This window comes from Embleya sp. NBC_00896, assembly GCF_045207785.1.
Taxonomy (GTDB): domain Bacteria; phylum Actinomycetota; class Actinomycetes; order Streptomycetales; family Streptomycetaceae; genus Embleya.
Window position 1 is genome coordinate 4958801 of sequence record NZ_CP108776.1, and the last position, 25125, is coordinate 4983925.

Genomic DNA, 25125 nt, shown 5'->3' on the forward strand with positions numbered 1-25125 from the left:
GTGTCACCTGCGTGAGTGAACGCGTTGTCCACAGGCGCCGAGTTGTCCACAGCCGGCGACGTACCGCCGGGCGGTGGCCTCCGGGTGCCGGATCGTCGAGGGCGGACGGCGTTGTTGCGGGGCACGCCGGCGACTCACGGAGGCAAGTGTGGACACGTACGTGACGGTGGTCGGCAACGCGGCGAGCGACGTCCGAGTGCAGATGACCCAGGCCGGCGTCCCGCTCGCGCGGTTTCGGCTGGCGGTGTCGCCGCGCCGCTTCGATCGGGAGACGAAGCAGTGGGTGTCGGGGGACGCGTCCTTCTACACGGTGGCGTGCTGGCGGGGGCTCGCGGAGAACGTGACGAGTTCGATCGACAAGGGCGATCCGCTCGTGGTCACGGGCCGGTTGCGGGTGCGTGAATGGGAGCGGGAGGGCCGCTGGTTCACGGTGACCGAGATCGACGCGGCGTCGGTGGGACACGACCTCGCGCGGGGGGTGGCGGAGTTTCGGCGGGTGGGCCGACCACCCAGGCTGATCGTCGTCGAGGGCTCGGCGGACGCGGGTCCGGTGGGTGAGCAGGGCTCGCTCGCGATCGAGGCCGCGAGCGTGCCGGCGGTCGCGGAGGAGGCGGCATGAATTGATGCGAGGCGCGCCCGGATGCTCGGGAAAGCCCATTGTTGGTGAAGTCCGGTGTAATACTCGGTGCTTTCCGACGGGATTCTGAAACAGAATTGTGACGAGCGGTGCCGGCCCGAGCCGAACTGAATCCGGTGAACCCGGTCGGAACGGTCATCGACTGCGGGAGATGTCCGGAAAGAAGCGAATCAGGTCGGGAAAAGTGCCGGAGAAAGCACCTTTGGGGCGGAAGATCCGGTTCATCCGGATGCGAACATTGACAAGTCAAGAGTGAATATAGGCCGGTGATCGGCCGAACTGTGGCTTGGGTACCGCCAAAGTCCGCTATATACGTCGCGGACTTGTCGACTTCCCGATATTCGAATTGGACTTCTCGAAGCGGATCCTCCCCCCGGGTAAAGAATGTGAAACAGATCCGTACCCCGGGTCGCGGTGGGCGGGGCGATCTCTCCTACTATTCGAACGTTCTTTACTCGGGGTCGCCGCGAGAGTGTGTTGCGACACGAGTCTGCTTACATTCTTTCGAGGGGACCACCACATGTTCCGTGCACCCGGGCGGATGGCCACCCGTCTGTCGGCCCTGACCGTAGCGACGGGTCTTGCGGCGGCCGGCGTGATCGGGTTCTCCGGGATCGCTCAGGCCGACGGTGTGAGCGGCGCGCTCAAGGGCTTCGGCAAGGACCAGGGCCTTTCCGTCGCGCTCAAGGGCTCGGGCCCGATCAGCGGTGTCCACCAGGCCGGCTTCTTCAACCTGCAGCTCGAGGGCGGCGAGACCATCAAGGTCTACTGCATCGACCTGCTGCACAAGACGACGGACAACTACAAGGAATCGCCGTGGGGCGGCACCTGGTTGTCCGACAAGGACGTCCCGGCCGACAAGAAGGCCAAGCTCAAGTGGATCCTGGCCAACTCGTTCCCGACCAAGTCGGTCGACCAGTTGAAGGCCACCACCGGCATCGCCGGCCTTGAGGCCAACGAGGCGGGGGCCGCGACCCAGGCCGCGATCTGGCACATGAGCGATGGCGCCGACATCGACACGGCCAAGGAGACGAACGAGGACGTCAAGAAGCTCTACGACTACCTCGTCAAGAACGCCAAGTCCGACGACGGCAACGAGCCGAAGATCTCCCTCAAGCTCGACCCCGAGGAAGTCAGCGGCAGCCCCTCCGACAAGCCCGGTGTCGGCCCGTTCACGGTGTCGACGAGCGCGAACGGCAAGGCGATCACCGCCGCGCTGAGCGGTGCCGCGGGCGCCAAGCTCGTCGACAAGGACGGCGCCGTCTCCAACGGCAAGGTCGGCGACGGCGACAAGCTGTGGGTCAAGCCCGCCGAGGGGTCCGACAAGGGCGAGGCGAAGCTCAAGGTCTCGGGCAGCGCGAACATCGACGCCGGCCGAGTCTTCAAGGGCGTCAAGCCCGGTCAGCTGCTCATCGCGGTCGGCCAGGAGAACGTCAAGGTCAGCGACGAGTCGACGGCCAAGTGGAACGCCAAGGGCGCGGCTCCGGCGTTCAACGCCAAGGAGCAGTGCACGGCCGGTGGCGTCGAGGTCGTCGTGACGAACAAGGGTGACCAGCCCTTCAACGGCACCATCGGCGACACCAAGATCTCGGTGAAGCCCGGTGTGCCCGTGACCCAGCTCGTCAAGGTCGCCGAGGACACCGCGTACAAGATCGTCGTCAAGGACGAGGCCGGCAAGGTCCTCAAGACCTTCGAGGGCACCCTCGACTGCAAGACCGAGACGACGACCGGTGGCAGCACCGGTGGCACGACGCAGCAGCCGACGGCGCCGGCCCCGGTGAACCCCAAGGGCCCGAACCTCGCCGAGACCGGCAGTGACGGCAGCAACACCCCCGCGATCCTGGGCGGCGCCGGCGCGCTCGTCCTCGTGGGTGGCGGCCTGGTGTTCTACACCCTCCGCCGCCGCAACGGCTCGAACGGCGCCACCGCCTGATAAAGGCAACGCCTTGAGCTGACACACCAAGGAGGGCCCCGGTACGCACCCAGCGCACCGGGGCCCTCCCCACGCCCCGCCGCGGTGAGATCCCCGAGCCGCCGGCCGGCCTGCGGCCCGCCGTCCTCAAACGCCGGACGGGCTGAGAAGGGCTTGCCTCGGGCGCGGCAGCTCGTCTGGCCTTTGAGGCCAACACGGACGAGGCACCATCCCAGCCCGTCCGGCGCTTGAGGACAGCCGGCCGCGGGCCGGTGGCGGCGCGGCGGCCCACCCCAGCCCGTCCGGCGCTTGAGGTCGGCACCATTCCAGCCCGTCCGGCGTTTGAGGACGGCGGGCCGCAGGCCGCCCAGCGCCGCGGCTCGGGCATCCCCCAGCCCGTCCGGCGCTTGAGGACACCGCAGCCCGGCCGGGAGCGATCCGTCCCACGCGACCCACGGGTCGACCAGGCACCCACCCACCCCATCCCCCGCGCCCTCCGGGCACCCATGCACGAGGCACTGCCCGCAAGACCATAGGCTTGGACGCATGGCTGAGTACATCTACACCATGCGCAAGGCGCGTAAAGCGCACGGCGACAAGGTGATCCTCGACGACGTGACGCTCAGCTTCCTGCCGGGAGCCAAGATCGGCGTCGTCGGCCCGAACGGCGCGGGTAAGTCGACCGTTCTGAAGATCATGGCCGGGCTGGAACAGCCGTCCAACGGCGACGCGTTCCTGTCCCCCGGCTACACCGTCGGAATCCTGCTCCAAGAGCCTCCGCTGGACGAAACCAAGACCGTCCTGGAGAACGTCGAAGACGGCGTCAAGGAGATCAAGGGCAAGATGGCGCGATTCAACGCCATCGCCGAGGAGATGGCGACCAACTACACCGACGCGCTGATGGCGGAGATGGGCGAGCTGCAGGACCAGCTCGACCACGCCAACGCCTGGGAGCTCGACTCGCAGCTCGAACAGGCCATGGACGCGCTGGGCTGCCCGCCCGGCGACTGGCCGATCGTGAACCTCTCCGGCGGCGAGAAGCGCCGGGTGGCGCTGTGCAAGCTGCTCCTGGAGGCGCCCGACCTGCTGCTCCTGGACGAGCCGACCAACCACCTCGACGCGGAGAGCGTCCAGTGGCTGGAACAGCACCTGGAGAAGTACGCCGGCACCGTCGTCGCGGTCACCCACGACCGGTACTTCCTGAACAACGTCGCCCAGTGGATCTGCGAGGTCGACCGCGGTCGCCTGCACCCCTACGAGGGCAACTACTCCACCTATCTCGACACCAAGGCCACCCGCCTGAAGGTCGAGGGGCAGAAGGACGCCAAGCGGCAGAAGCGGCTCAAGGACGAGCTCGAGTGGGTCCGCTCCAACGCGAAGGGCCGCCAGGTCAAGAGCAAGGCGCGCCTGGCCCGCTACGAGGAGATGGCCGCCGAGGCGGACAAGATGCGGAAGCTGGACTTCGAGGAGATCCAGATTCCGCCGGGTCCGCGCCTGGGCAACGTCGTGGTCGAGGTGCAGAACCTCAGCAAGGGCTTCGACGAGAAGCTGCTGATCGACGACCTGTCGTTCACACTGCCGCGCAACGGCATCGTCGGCATCATCGGTCCGAACGGCGCCGGCAAGACCACGCTGTTCAAGATGCTGATCGACTCCGAGACCCCCGACGCGGGCAACATCAAGGTCGGCGAGACCGTCAAGGTCTCCTACGTCGACCAGTCGCGTGGCGGCCTCGACCCGAAGAAGAACCTGTGGGAGGTCGTCTCCGACGGCCTCGACTACATCAAGGTCGGCAACGTCGAGGTGCCCTCCAGGGCGTACGTCAGCGCGTTCGGCTTCAAGGGGCCGGACCAGCAGAAGCCCACGGGTGTGCTCTCCGGTGGTGAGCGCAACCGCCTCAACCTGGCGCTGACGCTCAAGCAGGGCGGCAACCTGCTGCTGCTCGACGAACCGACCAACGACCTCGACGTCGAGACCCTGTCCAGCCTGGAGAACGCGCTTCTGGAGTTCCCGGGCTGCGCCGTGGTCGTCTCGCACGACCGCTGGTTCCTGGACCGGGTCACCACGCACATCCTCGCCTACGAGGGTGAATCGAAGTGGTTCTGGTTCGAGGGCAACTTCGAGTCGTACGAGAAGAACAAGGTCGAGCGCCTCGGCGCGGACGCGGCCCGCCCGCACCGCGCGACGTACAAGAAGCTCAAGCGCAACTGACCCACAGTCGCGGCGTCGCCGGTGGCCTGTCGTATGTCCGCATACGGCAGGCCACCGTGACGTGCGCGGCCGATCGGGCGGCCGACGGCACCCATACCCGGCCACCCCCGGGAGAGAAGAGGCTCGGCACGTGGCCAGGCACATCTACCAGGCGACGCTTCGGTGGTCCGACATGGACGCCTACCGGCACATCAACAATGTGCAGTACCTCCGCTACCTGGAGGAGGCGCGTGTGGACATGATGTTCACCCTCGGTCAGCGCGAGGGGGCCAAGTCCCTCTCCGAGGGCGTGGTCATCGCGCGCCACGAGATCGACTACAAGCGGCCGCTGGTGTGGCGGTCCGAACCGGTCCGCGTGGAGACGTGGGTGACCAGGATCGGCGCCGCGCGCTTCACCCTGGCGTACGAGGTCAAGGACGACGAGCAGGTGTACGCCAAGGCCACGTCCGTGCTCGTGCCCTACTCGCTCGAGCAGCAGCGCCCCCGGCGGCTGAACGGGGACGAGCGCGCCTATCTGGAGCGCTTCCTGGAACCGCAGGACGAACCGGCGGGGCGGCCGGTCGCGTCATGACCGTGCTGCGACTCGCCGACCAGGCCGCCGCCGCGGACCTGGGCGGCTACCTGACCCGGCTGCTCCGCTACGACCGCCGGGCGGCGGTGCGCGTGCGGGCCGAGGGGTCGGTGCTGGGCACGTTCGGCCACCCGCCGTTCGGCGAGGCGGCCGAGGGCGTGATCACACTCCGCGCGAGCGAGCTGGCCGAACCCGCCTCCCTCGACGCGACGGTGTCGGCCGGGCAGCTGCTCGACGCGATCGCCGACGACGCGAGCGTGGCCGTACCGGCGTCGGTCACCGGCCCCGGCTGGGTCGGCATGCTGCCACCGCGCACCGGCTGGGAGCGGATCGCCGAGCTCGCGGTGCTCGACGTCGCCCGCACCGTCGCCGGTGGCGTGGCCGAGTTCCGTGCGGAGACCGAACCCGGCATGCCGCGCGCCGACTTCGACCGGATCGCGGGCGCGATCTGGTCCCGCCCGATCGCCGACCGGCTCCCGCTGCGGGCCGCGCACGCCGCGCAGGTCTTCGGCTTCCTGGGCCCGCCGGACGCCGAGGCCCGGGTGGAGGTACTGCGCGCTGGGTCCTGGCTGCGCCTCGAAGCGCCGTACGGGTCGGTGTCGGTCCGGCGCGCGGGCGCACCGGGGCTGCTTTTCACACGCTGACCCGACTGACCCGACCGACTCGACCGATCCGTGAGCACCCCGTCGGGTCAGCCGCCGGTGGACCACCAGGCCGCGGTGTCGGCCGGCAGCACGACCCGGTCGCCGTCGACCGGGTCCACCGGGCCCGACGACAGGAGCAACGCGCCGTACGGCGGCACGCGCACCGCCCCGCCGGTCAGGTTCACCGCGCACACGAAACCCGGCTCCCGCGCGAACGCCAGCACCCCGGCCGGGACGCCCTGCTCGTGCCAGTCCAGGCGATGCGTGGCCGGACCCGACCCGAGCGCGGGGTGCTCGCGGCGGATTCGCAGCGCGGCGCGGTACAGCGCGAGGGTCGAGGCCGCTTCGCGCCGCTGCGCCTCGACCGTCAGCCCCGCCCACGCCTCGGGCTGCGGCAACCACGCCCGGGAGTGCGTGCTGAACGCGAACGGCGGGGACTGCCCCGCCCACGGGATCGGCACCCGGCACCCGTCACGACCCGGCAGCGCGCCGCCCGAGCGCACGAACACCGGGTCCTCGCGCAGCTCGGCGGGCAGGTCCTCGACCTCCGGCAGGCCCAGCTCCTCACCCTGGTACAGGTAGGCCGAGCCGGGCAGCGCGAGTTCGAGCAGCACCGCCGCGCGGGCCCGGTCCAGACCGCCGCGGCCACCGCCGAAGCGGGTCACCGGCCGCACCACGTCGTGATTGGACAGCACCCACGTCGGGGGCGCGTCGACCGTCGCCGCGGTCGCGAGCGTGTCGTCGATCACCGCGCGCAGCCGGGCGGCGTCCCAACCCGCGGTCAGGTAGGGGAAGTTGAACGCCTGGTGCAGTTCGTCCGGCCGGGTGTACGCGGCGAGCCGGTCGCCCTGCGGCCCCCACGCCTCCGCCACCCCGATCCGGGCGTCCGGGTCGGCGTAGGAGTCGAGCAGCCTGCGCCACGTCCGGTACACGTCGTGCACCTCGGGCTGGTCCCAGTAGGGCAGCGGATGCCCCAGCCGGCCCTCCCAGCCCTGCGGGACGCCGGCGGGCACGTCGGGCAGGCCGAGCGCCTTGACCAGGCCGTGCGCGACGTCGACCCGGAAGCCGTCCACGCCGCGGTCCAGCCAGAAGCGCAGGATCGACAGGTACTCGCAACGGACTTCCAGGTTGCGCCAGTTCAGGTCGGGCTGCTCGGGCGCGTACAGGTGCAGGTACCACTGGCCCGGGGAACCGTCCGGCTCGGTGATCCGGGTCCACGCCGGGCCGCCGAACTGGGACAGCCAGTTGTTCGGTGGTTCGGCGCCGCCGGGGCCGCGGCCGTCGCGGAACAGGAAGCGCGCGCGCTGTGCCGAGCCGGGCCCCGCGGCCAGCGCCGCGACGAACCACGTGTGCCGGTGCGAGGTGTGGTTCGGGACGATGTCCACGACCACCTTGAGGCCGAGGTCGTGCGCCCGCTCGAAGACTCGGTCCGCGTCGTCGAGGGTGCCGAACAGGGGATCCACGTCGCGCGGATCGGCGACGTCGTAGCCCCCGTCGGCCATCGGCGAGCGGTAGAACGGGTTCAGCCAGATCGCGTCCGCGCCCAGGTCCCGGACATGCGGGAGGCGGTCCAGCACGCCGGGCAGATCGCCGACCCCGTCGCCGTTGCCGTCCGCGAAGCTGCGTACGTAGATCTGGTAGAGGACCGCGTCGCGCCACCAACCACGTGCCATCGACCGCCTCCGTCGGATCGCTCCCGGTGTGGCTGTTTCCCCGTCAGTCGAGCCGATTCACCATCGATTGCGCGGCGTAGGTCAGGTAGTCCCACAGGGTGGTCTCCTGCTCGGCCGGCAGCGCGAGGTCGTCGACGGCGGCGCGCATGTGTCGCAGCCACGCGTCGCGCGCCTCCTCGGTCACCGCGAACGGGGCGTGCCGCATCCGCAGCCGGGGATGGCCGCGTTGCTCGCTGTACGTGCGCGGACCACCCCAGTACTGCATCAGGAACATCCGCAACCGGTCCTCGGCCCCGGTGAGGTCGTCCTCCGGGTACATCGGGCGCAGCAGCGGGTCCTCGCGCACGCCCTGATAGAAGCGGTGCACGAGCTTGGCGAACGTCTCCTCGCCGCCCACGGCCTCGTAGAGACTCGGTTCCGGCTCTCGCATCTCGGTCACGCCTCCATCCTCCCAGACGGCCCTGCGAGACGAGTCGGCTCAGTCGGATCGCGCGGCGGCCCGCGTGATGCCCCGGAGCATGCCGCCGAAGACGATGCCGTGGAAGGGCCACACGCACCACCAGTACGCGTGGCCGAACAGGCCCCGCGGGTGGAACAGCGCGCGCTGCCGGTAGCGCGTCCGCCCGTTCTCGCATGTGAGGGTGAACTCCAGCCAGGCCAGGCCCGGCAGCCGCATCTCGGCGCGCAGCCGGAGCAGCTCGCCGGGGACGACCTCCTCGACCCGCCAGAAGTCGAGCGAGTCGCCGACCCGGAGCCGATGCGGATCCCGACGTCCCCGGCGCAGTCCGACCCCGCCCACGAAGCGGTCCAGCCATCCGCGCACCGACCACGCGAGCGCCCACGAGTACCAGCCGTTGTCGCCGCCGACGCCCTCGATCACCCGCCACAGGGCGGCCGGGCTCGCGGGCACGTCCGATTCGCGGACGTCCTCGTACAGCGTGCCGCCCGACCAGTCCGGGTCGGTCGGCAGCGGGTCGCTCGGGGCGCCGGCGGTGCCCGCCGAGGACCAGCGGGTGGCCACGTCCGCGTCGCGGATGCGCTTGAGGGCGAGTTCGAGCGCGAGGTCGAAGGTGGTCAGGCCCTGCGGCGGGTCGGGGACGTAGCGCGCGATGTCGTGCTCGTGGCACACCACCTCGGTGCGCAGCGACTCGACCAGCGGCCGGGCCAGGCTGCCGGGCACGGGGGTGATCAGGCCCACCCAGTGGCTCGACAACCACGGCGAGAGCAGCGGTACGGGCACCACCCGGCGGCGCCGCAGGCCGGCCACGACCGCGTAGCGCTGCATCATCCGTTCGTACGTGAGCACGTCGGGGCCGCCGATGTCGAAGGCCCGGTTCACGTCGGCCGGCAGCGCGGCGCAGCCGACGAGGTAGCGCAGCACGTCCCGGACCGCGATCGGCTGGATCCGCGACGTGACCCACCGAGGTGTGACCATGACGGGCAGCCGCTCGGTCAGATAGCGCAGCATCTCGAACGACGCCGAGCCCGAGCCGATGATCACCGCCGCGCGCAGCACGGCGGTCGGCACCCGGGACGCGAGCAGGATCTCGCCGACCTCGGCGCGCGAGCGCAGGTGCGGTGACGAGTCGCGGGCCGCCGATCCGGCGGCGGGGCCGAGGCCGCCGAGGTAGACGATCCGGCCTACGCCCGCGGCCTCGGCGGCGCCGGCGAAGGTGCGCGCGGTCTCGCGGTCGGTGTCGCCGAAGTGGGATCCGGTGCCGAGGGCGTGGATCAGGTAGTAGGCCACGTCGACGCCGTCGAGGGCCCGGCGGACCGCGTCCGGGTCGAGCGCGTCGGCTTGGACGATCTCGACGCGGTCGGCCCAGGGGTGGTCGCGGAGCTTGTCCGGCGTGCGGGCCATGCAGCGGACGCGGTGGCCTGCGGCCAGCAGTTCGGGCACGAGTCGGCCACCCAGGTAGCCGGTCGAGCCGGTGACCAGACACAGCGGGGCATCCACGTGACCAGTCTCCCCGAAGCCGGGCAAACCCCTCCGGTGGACGCGCCGCATCGGCCCCAAACACCTTCGCCTCAAACGCCGGCGGGGCTGTTTGGCCTCAAGCGCCGGCGAGGCTGGTTGGCCTCAAACGCCGGCCGGGCTGGTTCGCCTCAAGCGCCGGCCGGGCTATTCATAGCCCGGCCGGCGTTTGAGGCCACCCCTCGGCCGGAGGCCGGGGTACATCAGCCCGGCCGGCGTTTGAGGCCGGAGTGGGGGGTGGGTCGGTCAGGGGGCGCCGGGGGCCTGCGGGGTTGGCGGGGGTGGGGGCGGTGATACCGGGACGGGGGCGGGGTCGGGCGGGGGCGGCGTGGTTGCCTCGTTCGCCGCAGGCCCCACCGCACTGGCGATCGGTTCGCTGATTCGGATACCCGCGTCGTCGAAGGCGCGCTTGAGGCGTCCCCGCAGTTCGCGGGCGACCGGGAGTTCCTGGCCCGGCATGGTCTTGATCTGGACCTGCAGGACGACCGCGTCGGGCGTCACCGCCTCCATGCCGACCACCGTCGCCGAGCCCCACACCCGCTCGTTCCACGGCTCGATCTCGGCCAGCGCCTCGGCGGTCGAGCCGATCACCGCGCGGACCTTCTCGACGTCCTCGTGGTAGCCGACCTGCACGTCCACCTTGGCCGTGCCCCAGCCCTGGCTCTTGTTGCCGATCCGCTTGATCTCGCCGTTGCGGATGTACCAGACCGTGCCGTCCACATCGCGCAGCTTGGTGATCCGCAGGCCCACTTCGACCACGGTGCCGGTCGCGGCCCCCGCGTCGACGAGGTCGCCCACCCCGTACTGGTCCTCCAGGATCATGAACATCCCGGACAGGAAGTCGGTCACCAGGTTGCGCGCGCCGAAGCCGATCGCCACGCCCACGATGCCCGCGCTCGCCAGCAGCGGCGCGAGATTGAGCTTGAACTCGCCGAGCACCATGAGCATCGCGATGCCCAGGATCACGAACGACGCGGCGCTGCGCAGGACCGAGCCGACCGTCTCGGCGCGCTGCCGGCGCCGCTCGGCGTTGAGCAGGAAGCCGGTGACCGGTCGCCCGCTGCTGTCCGTGCCGCTGTTGGCCATCCGGCCGACCAGTTGCGTGATCAGTTTCCGGGTGATCGCCCGCAGGATCAGCGCCACCAGGATGATCACGAGGATCCGGATGGGGGTCACCACGAGCGACTCACCGTGCCGGTCGAACCAGGACGACACCTTGCCGTCGTCCTCCGCCGCATCGAGCGACAGCAGGATTCCGGGGACGTGCACGGACACGTACGAGACCTTTCGGGCGGCGCGGACGACAACGATCGTCCCCACAGTAGTCACGAGGCGGCAGGCACCCGTGCGATACATCTGCTTCGTGCGCTATGTCACCGATCACTGCCTTCTCCGCTTTCGCGTGCGCTCGGGCCGTCCAGGTCCAGACCCGTCCGGGCGGCCAGGAAGGACAGCGTGTCCACGTTCAGCTCGATCGTGCGGGTGACCGAGCGGGCCGCGTGGCCGACCTCGGCCTCGGCCCGCAACAGCACCGGGCGGTCGCCGGCGCTCGCGTGCTGCAGGGCCGCGCACATCTTGCGCGCGTGCAGCGGGTCCACCCGGCTGTCGCCGTCGAACACGGTGAACAGCACGGCCGGATAGTCCACGCCGGCGCGCACGCGGTGATAGGGCGAGTAGCCGAGGAGCCAGTCGAGTTCCTCCGGCACCTCCGCGCTGCCGTACTCGTCGGACCACAACCGCCCGAGCCCGAAGCGCTCGTAGCGGACCATGTCGAGCAGCGGCATCGAGCACGCGACCGCCGCGTACAACTCCGGTCGCTGGGTCAGCGCGGCGCCGACGAGCAGCCCGCCGTTGGATCCGCCGGACGCGGCGAGGCGGTCGGGCGCGCTCCATCCGCGTGTGGTCAGGTGTTCCGCCGCGGCGTGGAAATCGTCGAACACGCGTTGCTTGTGCCCCCGCATCCCGGCTCGATGCCACTCCTCGCCCTCCTCTGTGCCGCCGCGCAGATTCGCGATCGCGTACACGCCGCCGGCCTCGACCCACGCGAGCACACCGGCCGAATAGGCGGGGCCGAGCGAGATGCCGAAGCCGCCGTACCCGTACAGCACGGCGGGCCGCGGTCGATCCGGGGCCGCGGTCGGCGCGATCACGAACATCCGTACCGTCTCGCCGTCCGCCGACGTGTACGACTCCTGGTGCACGTGTACGTCGGGCAGCGTCGCGCTGCCGGGCGCGGTGGCCCAGGTGTCGATCGCGCCGGTGCGCGCGTCGTAGCGCAGCACCGCGGCCGGCGCGGTGTAGTCCGACCAGCCGAACCACGCCTCGTGCCCGCCCTCGGGCCGCTCGGCCAGGCCGCCGATCGACCCCGGCGAGCCGCCCGGCATCGGCAGCCGCGCGATCGCGTGGCCCGTCGTCGGATCACACGCCGTCAGTTCGCCCACCGCGTGCCGGGTCCGGGTCACCAGCAGCACCGGCTGGGGCGCTTCCGGCCCGTCCAGGATCGCGAAGCCGGACAGCACCGCGTCCGGCTCCTCCGCGATCAGGTCGCGCCAGCCCGCGGGCCCGGGCGCCGCCGGGTCGGCCACGCACAGCCGGCCGCGCGGCGCGTCCAGGTCGGTGAACACGTACAGCCGCCCGTCCCGGCCCACCCGAGCCCCCGTGAGCGCGTCCAGGCCGACGGTCACCGGCCGCAGTTCGGGCCGGCCCGGATCGCCCGCGCCGAGGTCCGCCAGCCACAGGTCGTTGCGCGGGGCGGTGCCCGGCGACGAGGACACGGTGAGCCAGCGCCCGTCGGGCGAGACGCCGACGCCGAAGTAGGTGCCCGGCTCGCTGCCCGCCCCGAACACCTCGCTGTCCTCGACCGGGTCCGTGCCGACCCGGTGCAGGTACACCCGGCGGTGGTGCTGCTCCTCGCCCTCGGGCACCGCGTCCGGGGGCAGCCGGCGCACCATGTAGAACGCCTCGCCGCCCGACAGCCAGGCGATCGACGTGTCGCGCACGCGTTCGATCGGGCCCTCGATCCGCGTCCCGGTGTCGACGTCGAGCACGTACAGCCGCGACTCCTCGTCGCCGCCGCTGGAGAGCAGGTACGCGAGCCGGTCGCCCTCGTCGGAGGGCACCCACTGGTCGAGCGTCGTGGTGCCCGCCGGATCGATCGCGACCGGATCCACGAGCGCGCGCTCGGTCCCGTCCGGCTCGACCACGAACAGGATCGCGTGCTCGCTGCCCGGATCGCGTCGGACCAGGAAGTGCCGCTCGCCGCGCCAGCACGGCAGCCCCGTCATCCCGGTCGCGAGCAGCTCGCCGAGCCGCGTCCGCAGCCGGTCGCGTCCGGCCAGATGGTCCACATGCGCGTGGAACCACTCGTCCTGCGCCGCGGACCACGCGCGGGTGGTCGGCGAATCCGCCTCCTCGAGGGCCCGATAGGGGTCCGGAACGGGGCGGCCGAACAGCACGTCGACCGTGTCGCCACGGGCGGCGGCGGGGGCGCGCGAGGTCTCGTCGGGGGCGTGTTCCGCGGGCTGCACAGAGCGCGTCATGGGCGCACCCTAGACGCCGGCGCCGACCCGTGCGGACCGTCACGACCCCGCCACGCGCGGCCACTCGTGCAGGTGAACGCTCTGTGACCTTGTCGATTCCTGGTAGCGCGGGGGGTATCCCGCCATGGACACTGGAGGCCGATCGTCCCCGGCGCGAGCCACGCGCCGCCGGCGTCACAGGGAGGCATACGTGCCGCATTCGCTGGTCCTCAACGCGTCGTACGAGCCCCTGTGCGTGGTGCCCGTTCGCCGCGCACTGATCCTCGTGCTGAACGACAAGGCAATGTGCCTGGAAGAAACAGGCACCATCCTGCACAGCGCCAACACCCAGATCCCCGTTCCGAGTGTCGTCAGACTGACCCGTTTCGTCCGCATCCCCTTTCGGGGCCAAGTACCGCTCACGCGCCGGGCGCTGTTCGCCCGCGACGGAGGGCGTTGTGTCTACTGCGGAAGCGCCGCCACCAGCGTCGACCACGTCGTCCCGCGCAGCCGCGGCGGGCAGCACACGTGGGACAACGTGGTGTCGGCGTGCCGACGCTGCAATCACGTCAAGAGCGACCGGTACATCGCCGAACTGGGCTGGCGAATGCCGCGTACCCCATCCCAACCCACCGGCCTGGCGTGGCGGATCCTGGGAACCGGGTTCCGCGATCCACGCTGGGAGCCATACCTGGCGCCGTACGGTGCGCAGGAAGCGGGCTTCGACCATTTCGACCAGGTTGCGAGCGCCTAGAAGGCGGCGGATTTCCTCAGGGGAGCCCGTCGCCTTTTTTGTGTCGGCGGGTTCCCCGAGGGACCCGACACACCTGCGCGCGTGTCGGTCGGACACGCCCACGGGCGGGCCGTTCGGGTGCGATGCTCGCGGGCATGGAGGAACCACGCGCATCGCAGTTGTCTCCCGAATTGGTCCGGCTCGCCTCCGCGTACGGGGTGGCCACGGAGTATCAGGGTTGGCGCGGCGACGCCGTGCACGCCGACCCCGCGACGGTCATAGCGGTACTGGGCGCGCTCGGGGTGGACGCGTCGACCCCCGAGGCCGCGCGGGCCGCCCTGGCCGCGCACGACGAGGAGCGCCGGGCCCGACTGCTGCCGCCCGTGCTCGTGTTGCGCTCCGGGCGAGAGTCCGGATTCACCGTCAACGTGCCGACCGGGCACCGCGTCGACCTGTGGATCGAGTTGGAGAACGGCGGGGTCCGGCGTGACGTCGGCCCCGGCCCCGGCCGCGGATCGCTCGACGACGTCGGCGGGGCGCACCGGATCCCCGGCGACCTGCCGCTGGGTTGGCACACGCTGCACGCGCGTTGTCTGCCGCTGCCGGAGGTCGAGCTCGGCTCGGGGGGAGTGCCGAGCGTGGCCGGCGAGGGCATCCGCGCGTCCTGCCCGATCGCGATCACCCCGGCCGTGCTGCCCACCCTCGCGACCCGCGCGTGGGGGTACATGGTCCAGCTCTACTCGCTGCCCTCGCGCCGCTCGTGGGGCATCGGCGACCTCGCCGACCTGGCCGACCTCGCGGTGTGGTCGGCCCGCACCCAGGGCGCCGGCTTCGTGCTGGTCAACCCGCTGCACGCGGCGTCGCCGGTGCCACCCGTGGAGCCCTCGCCCTACCTGCCGGTCAGCCGCCGGTTCCCGGACCCGATGTACGTACGGGTCGAGGCCGTCCCCGAGTTCGCCTACCTGACCCCTGTCGAGCGCGCGGTCGCCGAGGAGCTCAAGGCCGAGGCGGGCGACGGGCACGACGGCGCCGAGCACCTGGATCGGGACGCGGTCCGGGTGGCCAAGCGCGAGGCGCTCGCGCTGGTGCACAAGGTGCCGCGCAGCATCGGCCGGGACGCCGACTACCGGGCGTTCATCGAGCGCGAGGGCCAGTGGCTCACCGACTTCGCCACCTGGTGCGCGCTGGTCGAGGAGTACGGGCCGTCCTGGCGGACCTGGCCGGCGGACCTGCACGACCCGGACTCGGCCGCGGTCGAGGCGGAACGGGCCCGGCTGGCGGGCACGATCGACTTCCACCGCTGGACCCAGTGGGTGCTGGCCGAACAGCTGCGGTCCGCGCAGCGTGCGGCGACCGACGCGGGCATGCCGGTGGGCATCGTGCACGACCTCGCGGTCGGCGTACACCCCGACGGCGCCGACGCGTGGGTGCTCGGGTCCGCGCGCGGCGGCGGGGTGCTCGCGCTCGGCGCCACCGGTGGCGCGCCGCCGGACGCGATGAACCAGCTCGGGCAGGACTGGAACCAGCCCCCGTGGCATCCGCTGCGGCTCGCGGAGGCGGGCTACGCGCCCTACCGCGAGCTGCTGCGCGCGGTGTTTCGGCACGCCGGCGCGGTGCGGGTGGACCACGTGCTCGGGCTGTTCCGGTTCTGGTGGGTGCCCAAGGGCAACAGCCCCACCGAAGGCGCGTACGTGCGCTACGACCACGAGGCGATGGTCGGCATCCTCGCGCTCGAGGCGCATCGCGCGGGCGCCGTGGTGATCGGCGAGGACCTGGGCACGGTCGAGCCGTGGGTGCGTACCCACCTCGCCGAGCGCGGCATCCTCGGCACCTCCGTGCTGTGGTTCGAACGCGACGACAAGGGTCGGCCGTTGCCGCCCGAGCAGTGGCGGGAGACCTCGCTCGCGACCGTCACGACACACGACCTGCCGCCCACCGCGGCGCGGCTCGCGGGCGAGCACATCGACCTGTGGGAGCGCCTGCACCTGCTGGCGCGCGACGCGGACACCGAGCGGGCCGAGGACCTCGCCGATCGCGAGCAATGGCTCGAACTGTTGCGCCGGCGCGGCTATCTGCGGCCCGGCGCGGGCGAGCGCGAGACGATCGAGGCCCTGCACCGACTGCTCGCCGCGACGCCGTGCAAGCTGCTCGGGGTGTGGCTGCCGGACGGGGTCGGCGACCGCCGCCCGCAGAACCTGCCGGGCACCTGGAACCAGTACCCCAACTGGCTGCTGCCGGTGGCCGACGCCGAGGGCCGGCACGTCTACCTGGAGGACCTGCCGGTCAACCCGAGGGGGGTCTCGCTGGCCCGGGCGTTCCGCGGGATGTAGTCCCCGGCCCCGGACGCGCCGAAGCCGCCGATCGGGTCTTGGCCCGATCGGCGGCTACGGTCGAAAGTCAGTGCTTCTTGCGGATGCCCGGGAGCATCACGAGACCCGCGATGATCACGAACGCCAGGACCGGCACGCCCACGAAGAGGGCGAGGGTCGCACCGATGCCCATCTCGGCACCCGGCTCGTCGCCGTCGTCGCGAATGTTCGCGAACGCCGGCGCCGAAATCAGCGACATGAGCGTAACAACGGCCGTCACGGCCCCGGCACGAAGAGCATTCCTGTTCACCACGAAACCCACGCTACCGGGCCGTCGGCCACGCACACGCACCGGGTTGACCCTTCCGTGCAAACCGCCCGGCCGGCAGCCTCGATCGCCGGCCGGGCCATTCCCATGGCCCGGCCGGCGTCTGAGGCCACCTCGGCCGAAGGCCGGGTCGAATCAGCCCGGCCGGCGTTTGAGGCCGAGCGGGCCGCAGGCCGCCCACCACGACCTACCGAGCGTCGCGCGCCCGCGCCCGAAGCGCCCGGGCCACACCATCGCGGCTTTCGAGCACCAGGCGCCGCAGACCCGCAGGGTGCTCCCCGGCCGCGAGCCACGCGTCGGTGCGGTCCAGGGTGTCCTGCGAGACCTGGAGCGTCGGGTACAGACCGATCACGATCTGCTGGGCGATCTCGTTCGTGCGGCTCGCCCACACGGCGGCGATCGCGGCGAAGTACCGGTCGGTGTACGCCGCGAGCAGGTCGCGCTGGGCGGGCTGGACGAAACCGCCGATCACCGCCGCCTGGATCGCGTTGGGCAGGCTGTCGGAGTCGATCACCGACGCCCACGCCTCGTCCTTGGCCGCCGTGGTCGGCCGCGCCGCGCGGCAGGCCGCCGCGTGCCGCTGCCCGGCCGCGGTGCTGTCGCGCTCCAGCTCGGCGTCCACGTCGGCGTCGCTCGCCACGCCCGTCGCGGACAGCCGCAACAGCAGCGCCCAGCGCAGGTCCGCGTCGACGGCCAGACCCTCGATCTTCTCGCTGCCGTCGAGCAGGCCGCGCAGGATCGCCAGGTGGTCCGGCCGGGCGGCGACCGACGCCAGGCAGCGGGTCCAGGCGAGCTGGTGGTCGCTGCCCGGCTCGGCCGCGCGCAGGAACCGCTCCGCCGCGACCGCCAGTTCGGCCACCGAGCGCTCGCGGTGCGCGGGGTCGGCGTACAGCTCCAGGGCGCTGGTGACCTGGCGCTGGAGCGACTGGACGATGTTGATGTCCTTCTCGGCACCCGCGCCGGCCAGCACGAGCTTGAGGTAGTCGCGCGCCGCCATCTCGGCGTCGCGCGTCATGTCCCACGCGGCGGCCCAGCACAGCGCGCGCGGCAGCGGGTCGACGAACTCGCCGATCGCGTCCGTGACGAACGCCAGCGAGGCCTCGTCGAGCCGGATCTTCGTGTACGTCAGGTCGTCGTCGTTGAGCAGCACGACGTCGGGCCGGGCCCGGCCGACGAGCGCCTCGACCTCGGTGCGCGCGCCGGTGATGTCCAGCTCGATCCGGTGGGTGCGGACCAGGCCCTCGTCGGTGCGGTCGTAGAAGCCGATCGCGATCCGGTGCGAGCGCAGCGTCGGCCACGCCTCCGGAGCCTCCTGAAGCACCGCGAACGACGAGATCACGCCGTCGCTCGAGGTCTCGATCGCGGGCCGCAGCGTGTTGACGCCCGCGGTCTCCAACCACTCGCGCGACCATGCCTTCAGGTCGCGACCGGAGGTCTCCTCCAGCGCGCCCAGCAGGTCGGCGAGCCGGCTGTTGCCCCACGCGTGCCGCTTGAAGTACGTCCGCACGCCCGCGAAGAAGTTCTCACTGCCGACGTAGGCGACCAGCTGCTTGAGCACCGACGCGCCCTTGGCGTAGGTGATGCCGTCGAAGTTGACCTCGACGTCCTCCAGGTCGCGGATGTCGGCGAAGATCGGGTGCGTGGACGGCAGCTGGTCCTGCCGGTAGGCCCAGGTCTTCATCCGGTTGCCGAACGTCGCCCACGCGTGCGACCAGCGGGTCACCTCGGCCTGGCAGCGCACCGACGCGTAGGTCGCGAACGACTCGTTCAGCCACAGGTCGTCCCACCACTGCATGGTGACCAGGTCGCCGAACCACATGTGCGCGAGCTCGTGCAGGATGGTCTCCGCGCGCGTCTCGTACGACGTGTCGGTGACCTTCGAGCGGAAGACGTAGTCCTCCAGGATCGTCACGCAGCCCGCGTTCTCCATCGCGCCCGCGTTGTACTCCGGCACGAAGAGCTGGTCGTACTTGCCGAACGGGTACGGGAAGTCGAACTGCTCCAGGAAGTAGTCGAAACCCTGCTTGGTGACGTCGAAGATGTTCTGCGCGTCCAGGTACGGCGCGAGCGAGGACCGGCAGTACACGCCGAGCGGGACCACGGTGCCGTCCGCGGCCGTGTAGCTGTCGTGCACCGCGTGGTAGTGCCCCGCGACCAGCGCGGTGATGTACGTGGAGATCCGCGGCGTCGGCTCGAACGCCCACACCGAGGCGCCGTCGGCGGCGGCCGCGGGTGCGGGGGTGGGCGAGCAGCCGACCACCTGCCAGTCGCTCGGCGCGGTGATCGTGAACGCGAACGTGGCCTTGAGGTCCGGCTGTTCGAAGTTGGCGAAGACCCGACGCGCGTCGGCCACCTCGAACTGGGTGTAGAGGTAGGTCTTGCCGTCGACCGGGTCGACGAAGCGGTGCAGGCCCTCACCGGTGTTCATGTACGCGCACGAGGCGACGACCCGCAGCTCGTTGTGCTCGGCCAGGTCGGTCAGCGCGATCCGGCTGTCGGCGTACACCGAGGCGACGTCGAGCGCCTTGCCGTTGAGGGTGATCTCGTGCACCTCGGGCGCCACGAGATCGACGAACGTCGCCGCGCCGGGCTCGTTGCACCCGAACCGCAGAACGGTCGTGGACGGGAAGGTGGTCCCCGTACCGGTCAGGTCGAGGGCGATGTCGTACGCGTCGACGGACAGGATCCGAGCCCGCTCGCGGGCTTCGTCACGCGTCAGGTTGGTACCGGGCACGCTGCGCTCCTAGTGGGATTGGCGCCGCCGAGGGTGGGCGGCCGAGGGGACGGACCCCGCCGAGGGTGACGGCGGGGTCCGGAGGACGGACTCAGCCGCGTCGGTCGCGCCCGCGGGCCTTGAGGGCCCGGGTGACGTCGTCGCGGCATTCCAGGACCAGGCGCCTGAGGGCCGGCGCCGGCTCGACCGCGGCCAACCACTCGTCGGTCCGGCGCAGTGTGTCGGGGTCGATCCGACCGGACGGGTACAGACCGACCACGATCCGGCGCGCGATCTCGATCGAGCGATCCCGCCACACCGACGCGAGGGCGGCGAAGTAGCGGTCGGTGTAGGCGTCGGTCAGCTCCTCCTGGCCGGGTGTCGCGAAGCCCGCGATCACCGCGTTGAGCATCGCGTTCGGCAGCTCGTCGGTCTCCACCACGAGCCGCCAGGCCTCGGCCTTGGCCTCGGCGGTCGGTCGGGCCGCACGGCACTCGATGGCGTGCCGTCGGCCGGCCGCGGTGCCGTCGCGCTCGAGCTCGGCGGCGATGTCGGGCTCGTCGGCGGCGCCGCCCGCGCACAGCGCGCCCAGCATGGCCCAGCGCAGCTCGGTGTCCATGGTGAGCCCGTCGACCTGCTGCTCGCCGGTCAACAGGTCGCGCAGGAACGCGAGTTCGGCCGGTGTCGAGGAGGTCGAGGCCAGGCAGCGGGCCCACGCGAGCTGGTGGTCGCCGCCCGGCTCGGCCGCGCGCAGCTCGGTGAGCGCGGCGGCCGCGAGCAGACCCAGGCCCTCGGCCCGGAAGGCCGGGTCGGCGTAGCGGTCCAGGCCGGTCTTGACCTGTACGTGGAGCTTCTGCACGACGCCCACGTCACGCTCGCGGCCGGCGTGCCGCAGCACGAGCGCGAGGTAGTCGCGCGCCGGCAGCTCGCCGTCGCGGGTCATGTCCCACGCCGCGCTCCAGCACACCGCGCGGGCGAGGGAGGAGTCCGGTTCGCCGAGCGAGTCCAGGACCGCCTGCCACGACCGCGCGTCGAAGCGCACCTTCGCGTAGGTGAGGTCGTCGTCGTTGAGCAGGATCAGCGGGGTGCGGGTCCGGCCGACCAGCTCGGGCACCTCGGTGCGCTCGCCGACCACGTCGACCTCGACGCGCGCGATCCGCTCGGCGCCGTCGTACAGGCCGATCGCGATCCGGTGCGGACGCAGCGTCGGGAACGCCGGCGACGCCTCCTGGAGCACCGCGAACGAGGTGATCACCCCGTCCGCGTCGGTCTCGATCGCTGGCCGCAGCGTGTTGACGCCGGAGGTCTCCAGCCAGTCCGCCGACCACGACTTGAGGTCGCGGCCCGAGGTCTCCTCCAGGGCGGAGAGGAAGTCGCCGAGGGTGGTGTTGCCCCACGCGTGCTTTTGGAAGTACGACCGGACGCCCGCGAAGAAGGCGTCCTCGCCGACGTAGGCGACGAGCTGCTTGAGCACCGACGCGCCCTTGGCGTAGGTGATGCCGTCGAAGTTGAGCTTGGCGTCCTCCAGGTCGTCGATCACCGCCACGATCGGGTGGGTGGTCGGCAACTGGTCCTGGCGGTACGCCCAGTCCTTGCGGCGCGCGGCGAAGGTCGTCCAGGCGTCCGTCCAGCGGGTGGCCGCTCCCTGCGCGTACGCGCCCATGAAGTCCGCGAAGGACTCCTTCAGCCACAGGTCGTCCCACCAGCGCGGGGTGACCAGGTCGCCGAACCACATGTGCGCCATCTCGTGCAGGATCACGTTGGCGCGCGTCTCGCGCGAGGTGTCGGTGACCTTGGAGCGGAAGACGAAGTCCTCGGTGAAGGTGACCGCGCCCGGGTTCTCCATCGCGCCGAGGTTGTACTCGGGGACGAAGAGCTGGTCGTACTTGCCGAACGGATACGGGAAGCCGAACCGGTCGTGGAACAGGTCCAGGCCCTGACGGGTGACCTCGAAGATCTCCTCGTGGTCGAACGCCTCCGCGAGCGACGCGCGGCAGAACCCGCCGAGCGGGACGACCAGGCCGTCCGCGCTCGTGTAGCTGTCGAAGACCGCGTGGTACGGGCCGGCCACGACCGCCGTCAGGTAGGTCGAGATCCGCGGCGTCGGGGCGAAGTCCCAGCGCGCGACCCCCTCGCGCACCGGCTCCGGCGCGGGCGAGGTCGAGTTCGACACGACGTGCCAGTCGGCCGGCGCGGTCACCGAGAAGCGGAAGGACGCCTTGAGGTCGGGCTGCTCGAAGTTCGCGAACACCCGACGCGAGTCGGCCGGTTCGTACTGGGTGTAGAGGTAGACCCGGTCGTCGACCGGGTCGACGAAGCGGTGCAGGCCCTCGCCGGTGCGGCTGTAGGCGCACGAGGCGAGCACGCGCAGTTCGTTGGCGCCCTCGACGAGGCCGTCGACGGCCACGCGCGTGCCGTCGAAGACCTGCGCGGGATCGAGCTCGCGGCCGTTGAGCACGACCTCGTGTACCCCGGGGGCGAGCAGGTCCACGAACGTGGACGCGCCCGCCTCGCTGCACTCGAAACGGAGCACCGTCTCGGAGCGGAACGTCTCCGTGCTGTCGGTGGTGACATCGAGCCTGACGTCGTAGTCCTCGACGCTCAGGATCCGGGCCCGCGCGCGGGCCTCCTCGCGGGTCAGGTTCCTGCCGGGCACTGGATCACTCCCTGGTTGGCTGCGGTCCCGGCCGATCCTTTCACGACCGGGGCGGACCTGTCGGCGGAGTTCTCGGCGACCGCGGCACGGCGCCGACAATGCCTTCGATGCGCGGACGACGCCCTCGAAGCGAAGACGTCCCATGATCTGAACACAGCGCTCTCGATTCGAACACACTGCCTTCGATCCCAAGGAATGGCAGGGTCGGGTGACGAGTTGCAGCCTTGATGACGGGCACTCCGCCGTTCGGCCGTTCCGGCTGCGCACACATCACCATGAACGACACATCAGGTTCGAGAGGAACTCCGCAGTGACCAACGACAACGGATCAGCCCGCGACGTCGCCCACTTCTGGTTCGACCCGCTGTGCCCGTGGGCGTGGATGACGTCCCGCTGGATGCTCGAGGTCGAGAAGATCCGGCCGGTCGACGTGCAGTGGCACGTGATGAGCCTGTCCGTGCTCAACAGTGGCCGGGACGACATCCCGGAGCAGTACAAGGAGATGCTGGCGCGCGGCTACGGACCGGTGCGCGTGTGCATAGCCGCCGAGCAGCGGTTCGGCAACGAGGTGCTGCTGCCGCTCTACACGGCGCTCGGCACCCGCAAGCACCCCGGTGGCCAGGAGTTCTCGCGCGAGGTGATCGAGGCCGCCCTGGTCGAGGCCGGGCTGCCCGCCGAGCTCGCCGACGCCGCCGACTCGACCGAGTACGACGAGGCGCTGATCAAGTCGCACCACGACGGCATGGACCGGGTGGGCATGGACGTCGGCACCCCGGTGATCAGTGTCAACGGCGTGTCGTTCTTCGGCCCGGTGGTGACGCCGGCACCCAAGGGCGAGGCCGCGGGCAAGCTCTGGGACGGTGTCGTCCTGGTCGCGGGTACGCCGGGCTTCTTCGAGATCAAGCGCACGCGGGACCAGGGTCCGATCTTCGACTGACCGGATGAAACCTCGGTGGATCTGACACCGAATCACGTACAAAGCGAAACAAAGCTAACTAATCTGGATAAATGACGGCTCCGGAACGCCAGAGCAGCGTGATCCACACGTCCCGAACCGGACGGCCGGATCCACGCACGCCCAATGGCAACGCCCCGTATGCATCGCGCATGCCGCGCCTGCGCGACCGCGCGCTCGCCTTCGGGCTGCGCGCGGTCGTGCCGCTGTGGCGACTCGCGGGTCTGCGCACGGGGGCCGGTTCGCTGCGGCACTACCTCATGGGTCGCGGCGCGCCGTTCGTGATCGATCCGGCCCAGCCGTTGCGGGCCGAGCCGTTTCGCCGCGCGGCGCTCACCCACTTCGAGGAGTGGTGGGCGCTCGCGGCGGTCCGGTGGCACGACAGCGGCGGCGCGGAGCGCGTGTTCGAGACCACGACGCATTGGCACGGCGTACTGATCAAGCGCGGGGACGACACCGACTGGTGGCTCGCGATGCGCGGGCTCCAGTACCGGATCACCGGGCGGATCGAGGTGCTGCCCGGGACCACCGCGGTCCCGGGCTCGCTCACGCTGCCCGACGTGCGGCTGGTGTACCGGGTCGAGGTGTACAAGGACTGGGGCTTCGACAAGGACAAGGGCGAGTACGGGCTGACCTTCACGCCGCTCGCCCGTCTGCACGAGGTCGGCCTCGCCCGCGAGTTTCCGGTCACCGGACGGAGCGAGGAGTTGGTCTGGCTGTCGAACTCGGGCCCGGTGCCCCTGTAGACCCGACACGTGTCGCCGTACGCTCGGGTACGTCCCAGTGACGAGCGACGAGGAGTTCGGCGGCATGACCAAGGCTTACGACACCATCTACATCGACGGTGCCTGGACGGCTCCCTCGTCGACCGAGACCATCGACGTCGTCGACCCCAACACCGAGCAGGTCGTGGCGACGGTGCCGCAGTGCACGCCCGCCGACGTGGACCGTGCGGTCGCCGCCGCCAAGCGCGCGTTCCCCGGCTGGGCCGCGACCCCGCCGACCGAGCGGGCCGCGCTGCTCGCGAAGGCGCGCGACCTGCTGGCCGAGCGGTCGGGCGAGATGGCCGCGCTGATCACGGCCGACATGGGCGCGCCCGGGTGGCTGGCGGAGCGGGTCCAGGTGGGGCTGCCGCTGACCGTGCTCGGGTCGTACATCAAGCTCGCCGAGGAGTTCCCCTGGGAGGAGAACATCGGCACCTCGCTGGTCGTGCGCGAGCCGGTCGGCGTGGTCGGTGCGATCACCCCGTGGAACTACCCGCTGCACCAGATCACCAACAAGCTCGGCCCGGCCGTGGTGGCGGGCTGCACCATCGTGGTCAAGGCCAGCGAGGCCGCGCCGCAGGCCGCGCACCTGTTCTTCGAGATCCTGCACGACGCGGGCTTCCCGGCGGGCGTGGTCAACCTCGTCTCCGGCACGGGTCCGGTGGTCGGCGAGGCCATGGCCGTGCACCCGGACGTGGACATGATCTCGTTCACCGGCTCGACCCGGGCCGGCGCCCGCGTGTCCGAGCTCGCGTCGGCGACCGTCAAGCGGGTCGCGCTCGAACTCGGCGGCAAGTCCGCCAACGTGATCCTGCCGGGCGCGGACCTGGAGAAGGCAGTGCCGGCGGGCGTCGGCGGCGCCTACCTCAACAGCGGCCAGACCTGCAGCGCGCTGACCCGGATGCTGGTGCACCGCGACGACCTGCCGCGCGCGGTCGAACTGGCCGCGACGGCCGCGACGGCGATGGCCGACCGACTCGGCCCGCTGGTCAACGAGGCCCAGTTCGAGCGGGTGCGCGGCTACATCGCCAAGGGCATCGCGGAGGGCGCGACCCTCGCGGCCGGCGGTCCGGACCGGCCCGAGGGCGCGGAGGTCGGCTACCACGTGCGGCCGACGGTGTTCTCCGACGTCACCGCCGACATGACGATCGCGCGCGAGGAGATCTTCGGCCCGGTGCTGTCGATCCTCCCGTACGACACCGAGGAGGAGGCCGAGCGGATCGCGAACGACACCCCGTACGGCCTGTCCGGCGCGGTGTGGGGGCCGACCCGGGAGGCCGCGGTGGCGTTCGCGCGCAAGCTGCGGACGGGCCAGGTCGAGATCAACGGCGGCGCGTTCAACCCGCTTGCCCCGTTCGGCGGTTACAAGCAGTCCGGCAACGGGCGCGAGCTCGGGCGCTACGGGCTCGAGGAGTACCTGGAGGTCAAGTCCCTGCAGCTCTGACGATTCGTCAGGGACGGATGGCGGTGCGCGGCGCGTGGGCGGCGGCTTGATTTCGGTCGTGTTCGACAAAGTACGGATCAGT

General features: G+C 71.3%; 18 protein-coding genes. 10 read left to right on the plus strand and 8 right to left on the minus strand.

What is annotated here, in order from left to right; all coding sequences use genetic code 11:
- Positions 1–148: 148 nt before the first annotated feature.
- The 5 genes from ssb (at position 149) to OG928_RS22605 (ending at position 5975) form a co-directional block, all read left to right on the plus strand.
- On the plus strand, positions 149–619 hold the full coding sequence (ssb, locus tag OG928_RS22585) for a single-stranded DNA-binding protein (protein ID WP_406286630.1): 471 nt from the start codon (positions 149–151) through the stop codon (positions 617–619).
- Between the two features lie 538 nt (positions 620–1157).
- Positions 1158–2570 (plus strand): Cys-Gln thioester bond-forming surface protein, encoded by a 1413-nt coding sequence (locus tag OG928_RS22590; protein WP_406286633.1) that lies wholly within the window; start codon positions 1158–1160, stop codon positions 2568–2570.
- 525 nt (positions 2571–3095) lie between these two features.
- Entirely contained in the window at positions 3096–4760 is a 1665-nt protein-coding gene (ettA, locus tag OG928_RS22595; protein ID WP_406286634.1) for an energy-dependent translational throttle protein EttA, read from the plus strand.
- Between the two features lie 130 nt (positions 4761–4890).
- Positions 4891–5331 carry an acyl-CoA thioesterase gene (locus OG928_RS22600; RefSeq protein WP_406286636.1) on the plus strand — a complete coding sequence of 147 codons (441 nt, stop codon included), beginning with the start codon at positions 4891–4893 and terminating at the stop codon, positions 5329–5331.
- Complete coding sequence (locus OG928_RS22605) at positions 5328–5975, plus strand: hypothetical protein (RefSeq protein WP_406286638.1); 648 nt, start codon at positions 5328–5330, stop codon at positions 5973–5975. Before OG928_RS22600 ends, OG928_RS22605 begins: the two co-directional genes overlap by 4 nt.
- 47 nt (positions 5976–6022) lie before the next feature.
- On the opposite strand, the gene OG928_RS22610 is transcribed toward OG928_RS22605, so the two are convergent.
- The 5 genes from OG928_RS22610 to OG928_RS22630 all read right to left on the minus strand — a co-directional run bounded on the left by OG928_RS22610 (position 6023) and on the right by OG928_RS22630 (position 13162).
- A complete protein-coding gene (locus tag OG928_RS22610; RefSeq protein WP_406286640.1) occupies positions 6023–7648 on the minus strand; it encodes a glycoside hydrolase family 13 protein in 1626 nt (541 codons plus the stop codon).
- A 43-nt stretch (positions 7649–7691) separates the two neighbouring features.
- Positions 7692–8078 (minus strand): globin, encoded by a 387-nt coding sequence (locus OG928_RS22615; protein ID WP_406291131.1) that lies wholly within the window; start codon positions 8076–8078, stop codon positions 7692–7694.
- Between the two features lie 48 nt (positions 8079–8126).
- A complete protein-coding gene (locus OG928_RS22620; RefSeq protein WP_406286643.1) occupies positions 8127–9656 on the minus strand; it encodes an SDR family oxidoreductase in 1530 nt (509 codons plus the stop codon).
- Between the two features lie 213 nt (positions 9657–9869).
- Entirely contained in the window at positions 9870–10898 is a 1029-nt protein-coding gene (locus OG928_RS22625; RefSeq protein WP_406286645.1) for a mechanosensitive ion channel family protein, read from the minus strand.
- Positions 10899–10996: 98 nt separating this feature from the next.
- Positions 10997–13162, minus strand: coding sequence for a prolyl oligopeptidase family protein (locus OG928_RS22630; protein WP_406286648.1), 2166 nt, complete (start codon positions 13160–13162; stop codon positions 10997–10999).
- Between the two features lie 190 nt (positions 13163–13352).
- Between OG928_RS22630 and OG928_RS22635 the strand changes: the two genes are divergently transcribed.
- Both OG928_RS22635 and malQ read left to right on the plus strand, forming a co-directional pair.
- A complete protein-coding gene (locus OG928_RS22635; RefSeq protein ID WP_406286651.1) occupies positions 13353–13895 on the plus strand; it encodes an HNH endonuclease in 543 nt (180 codons plus the stop codon).
- A gap of 134 nt (positions 13896–14029) precedes the next feature.
- Entirely contained in the window at positions 14030–16204 is a 2175-nt protein-coding gene (gene malQ, locus OG928_RS22640) for a 4-alpha-glucanotransferase (protein WP_406286654.1), read from the plus strand.
- Positions 16205–16271: 67 nt separating this feature from the next.
- On the opposite strand, the gene OG928_RS22645 is transcribed toward malQ, so the two are convergent.
- The 3 genes from OG928_RS22645 to pepN (OG928_RS22655) all read right to left on the minus strand — a co-directional run bounded on the left by OG928_RS22645 (position 16272) and on the right by pepN (OG928_RS22655) (position 21880).
- Positions 16272–16442, minus strand: coding sequence for a hypothetical protein (locus tag OG928_RS22645; RefSeq protein ID WP_406286657.1), 171 nt, complete (start codon positions 16440–16442; stop codon positions 16272–16274).
- A 256-nt stretch (positions 16443–16698) separates the two neighbouring features.
- Positions 16699–19245 (minus strand): aminopeptidase N, encoded by a 2547-nt coding sequence (gene pepN / locus OG928_RS22650; RefSeq protein ID WP_406286659.1) that lies wholly within the window; start codon positions 19243–19245, stop codon positions 16699–16701.
- Between the two features lie 91 nt (positions 19246–19336).
- The gene (gene pepN / locus OG928_RS22655; RefSeq protein ID WP_406286662.1) at positions 19337–21880 is read right to left on the minus strand and encodes an aminopeptidase N; all 2544 of its coding nucleotides are present in this window, start codon (positions 21878–21880) and stop codon (positions 19337–19339) included.
- Between the two features lie 310 nt (positions 21881–22190).
- Between pepN (OG928_RS22655) and OG928_RS22660 the strand changes: the two genes are divergently transcribed.
- The 3 genes from OG928_RS22660 to OG928_RS22670 all read left to right on the plus strand — a co-directional run bounded on the left by OG928_RS22660 (position 22191) and on the right by OG928_RS22670 (position 25043).
- On the plus strand, positions 22191–22817 hold the full coding sequence (locus tag OG928_RS22660) for a disulfide bond formation protein DsbA (RefSeq protein ID WP_406286664.1): 627 nt from the start codon (positions 22191–22193) through the stop codon (positions 22815–22817).
- Between the two features lie 170 nt (positions 22818–22987).
- Positions 22988–23581 carry a hypothetical protein gene (locus OG928_RS22665; protein WP_406286666.1) on the plus strand — a complete coding sequence of 198 codons (594 nt, stop codon included), beginning with the start codon at positions 22988–22990 and terminating at the stop codon, positions 23579–23581.
- Between the two features lie 64 nt (positions 23582–23645).
- Positions 23646–25043 carry an aldehyde dehydrogenase family protein gene (locus OG928_RS22670; RefSeq protein WP_406291133.1) on the plus strand — a complete coding sequence of 466 codons (1398 nt, stop codon included), beginning with the start codon at positions 23646–23648 and terminating at the stop codon, positions 25041–25043.
- The last annotated feature ends 82 nt before the right edge of the window (positions 25044–25125 follow it).

What these genes read in the sequence shown, in the direction of transcription:
- OG928_RS22590 (WP_406286633.1), top strand. Translation starts at nt 1,158, where the DNA reads ATGTTCCGTGCACCCGGGCGGATGGCCACCCGTCTGTCGGCCCTGACC.
- ettA (WP_406286634.1), top strand. Translation starts at nt 3,096, where the DNA reads ATGGCTGAGTACATCTACACCATGCGCAAGGCGCGTAAAGCGCACGGC.
- OG928_RS22605 (WP_406286638.1), top strand. Translation starts at nt 5,328, where the DNA reads ATGACCGTGCTGCGACTCGCCGACCAGGCCGCCGCCGCGGACCTGGGC.
- OG928_RS22610 (WP_406286640.1), bottom strand. Translation starts at nt 7,648, where the DNA reads ATGGCACGTGGTTGGTGGCGCGACGCGGTCCTCTACCAGATCTACGTA.
- OG928_RS22615 (WP_406291131.1), bottom strand. Translation starts at nt 8,078, where the DNA reads ATGCGAGAGCCGGAACCGAGTCTCTACGAGGCCGTGGGCGGCGAGGAG.
- OG928_RS22620 (WP_406286643.1), bottom strand. Translation starts at nt 9,656, where the DNA reads ATGCGGCGCGTCCACCGGAGGGGTTTGCCCGGCTTCGGGGAGACTGGT.
- OG928_RS22630 (WP_406286648.1), bottom strand. Translation starts at nt 13,162, where the DNA reads ATGACGCGCTCTGTGCAGCCCGCGGAACACGCCCCCGACGAGACCTCG.
- malQ (WP_406286654.1), top strand. Translation starts at nt 14,030, where the DNA reads ATGGAGGAACCACGCGCATCGCAGTTGTCTCCCGAATTGGTCCGGCTC.
- OG928_RS22645 (WP_406286657.1), bottom strand. Translation starts at nt 16,442, where the DNA reads ATGTCGCTGATTTCGGCGCCGGCGTTCGCGAACATTCGCGACGACGGC.
- OG928_RS22665 (WP_406286666.1), top strand. Translation starts at nt 22,988, where the DNA reads ATGCCGCGCCTGCGCGACCGCGCGCTCGCCTTCGGGCTGCGCGCGGTC.
- OG928_RS22670 (WP_406291133.1), top strand. Translation starts at nt 23,646, where the DNA reads ATGACCAAGGCTTACGACACCATCTACATCGACGGTGCCTGGACGGCT.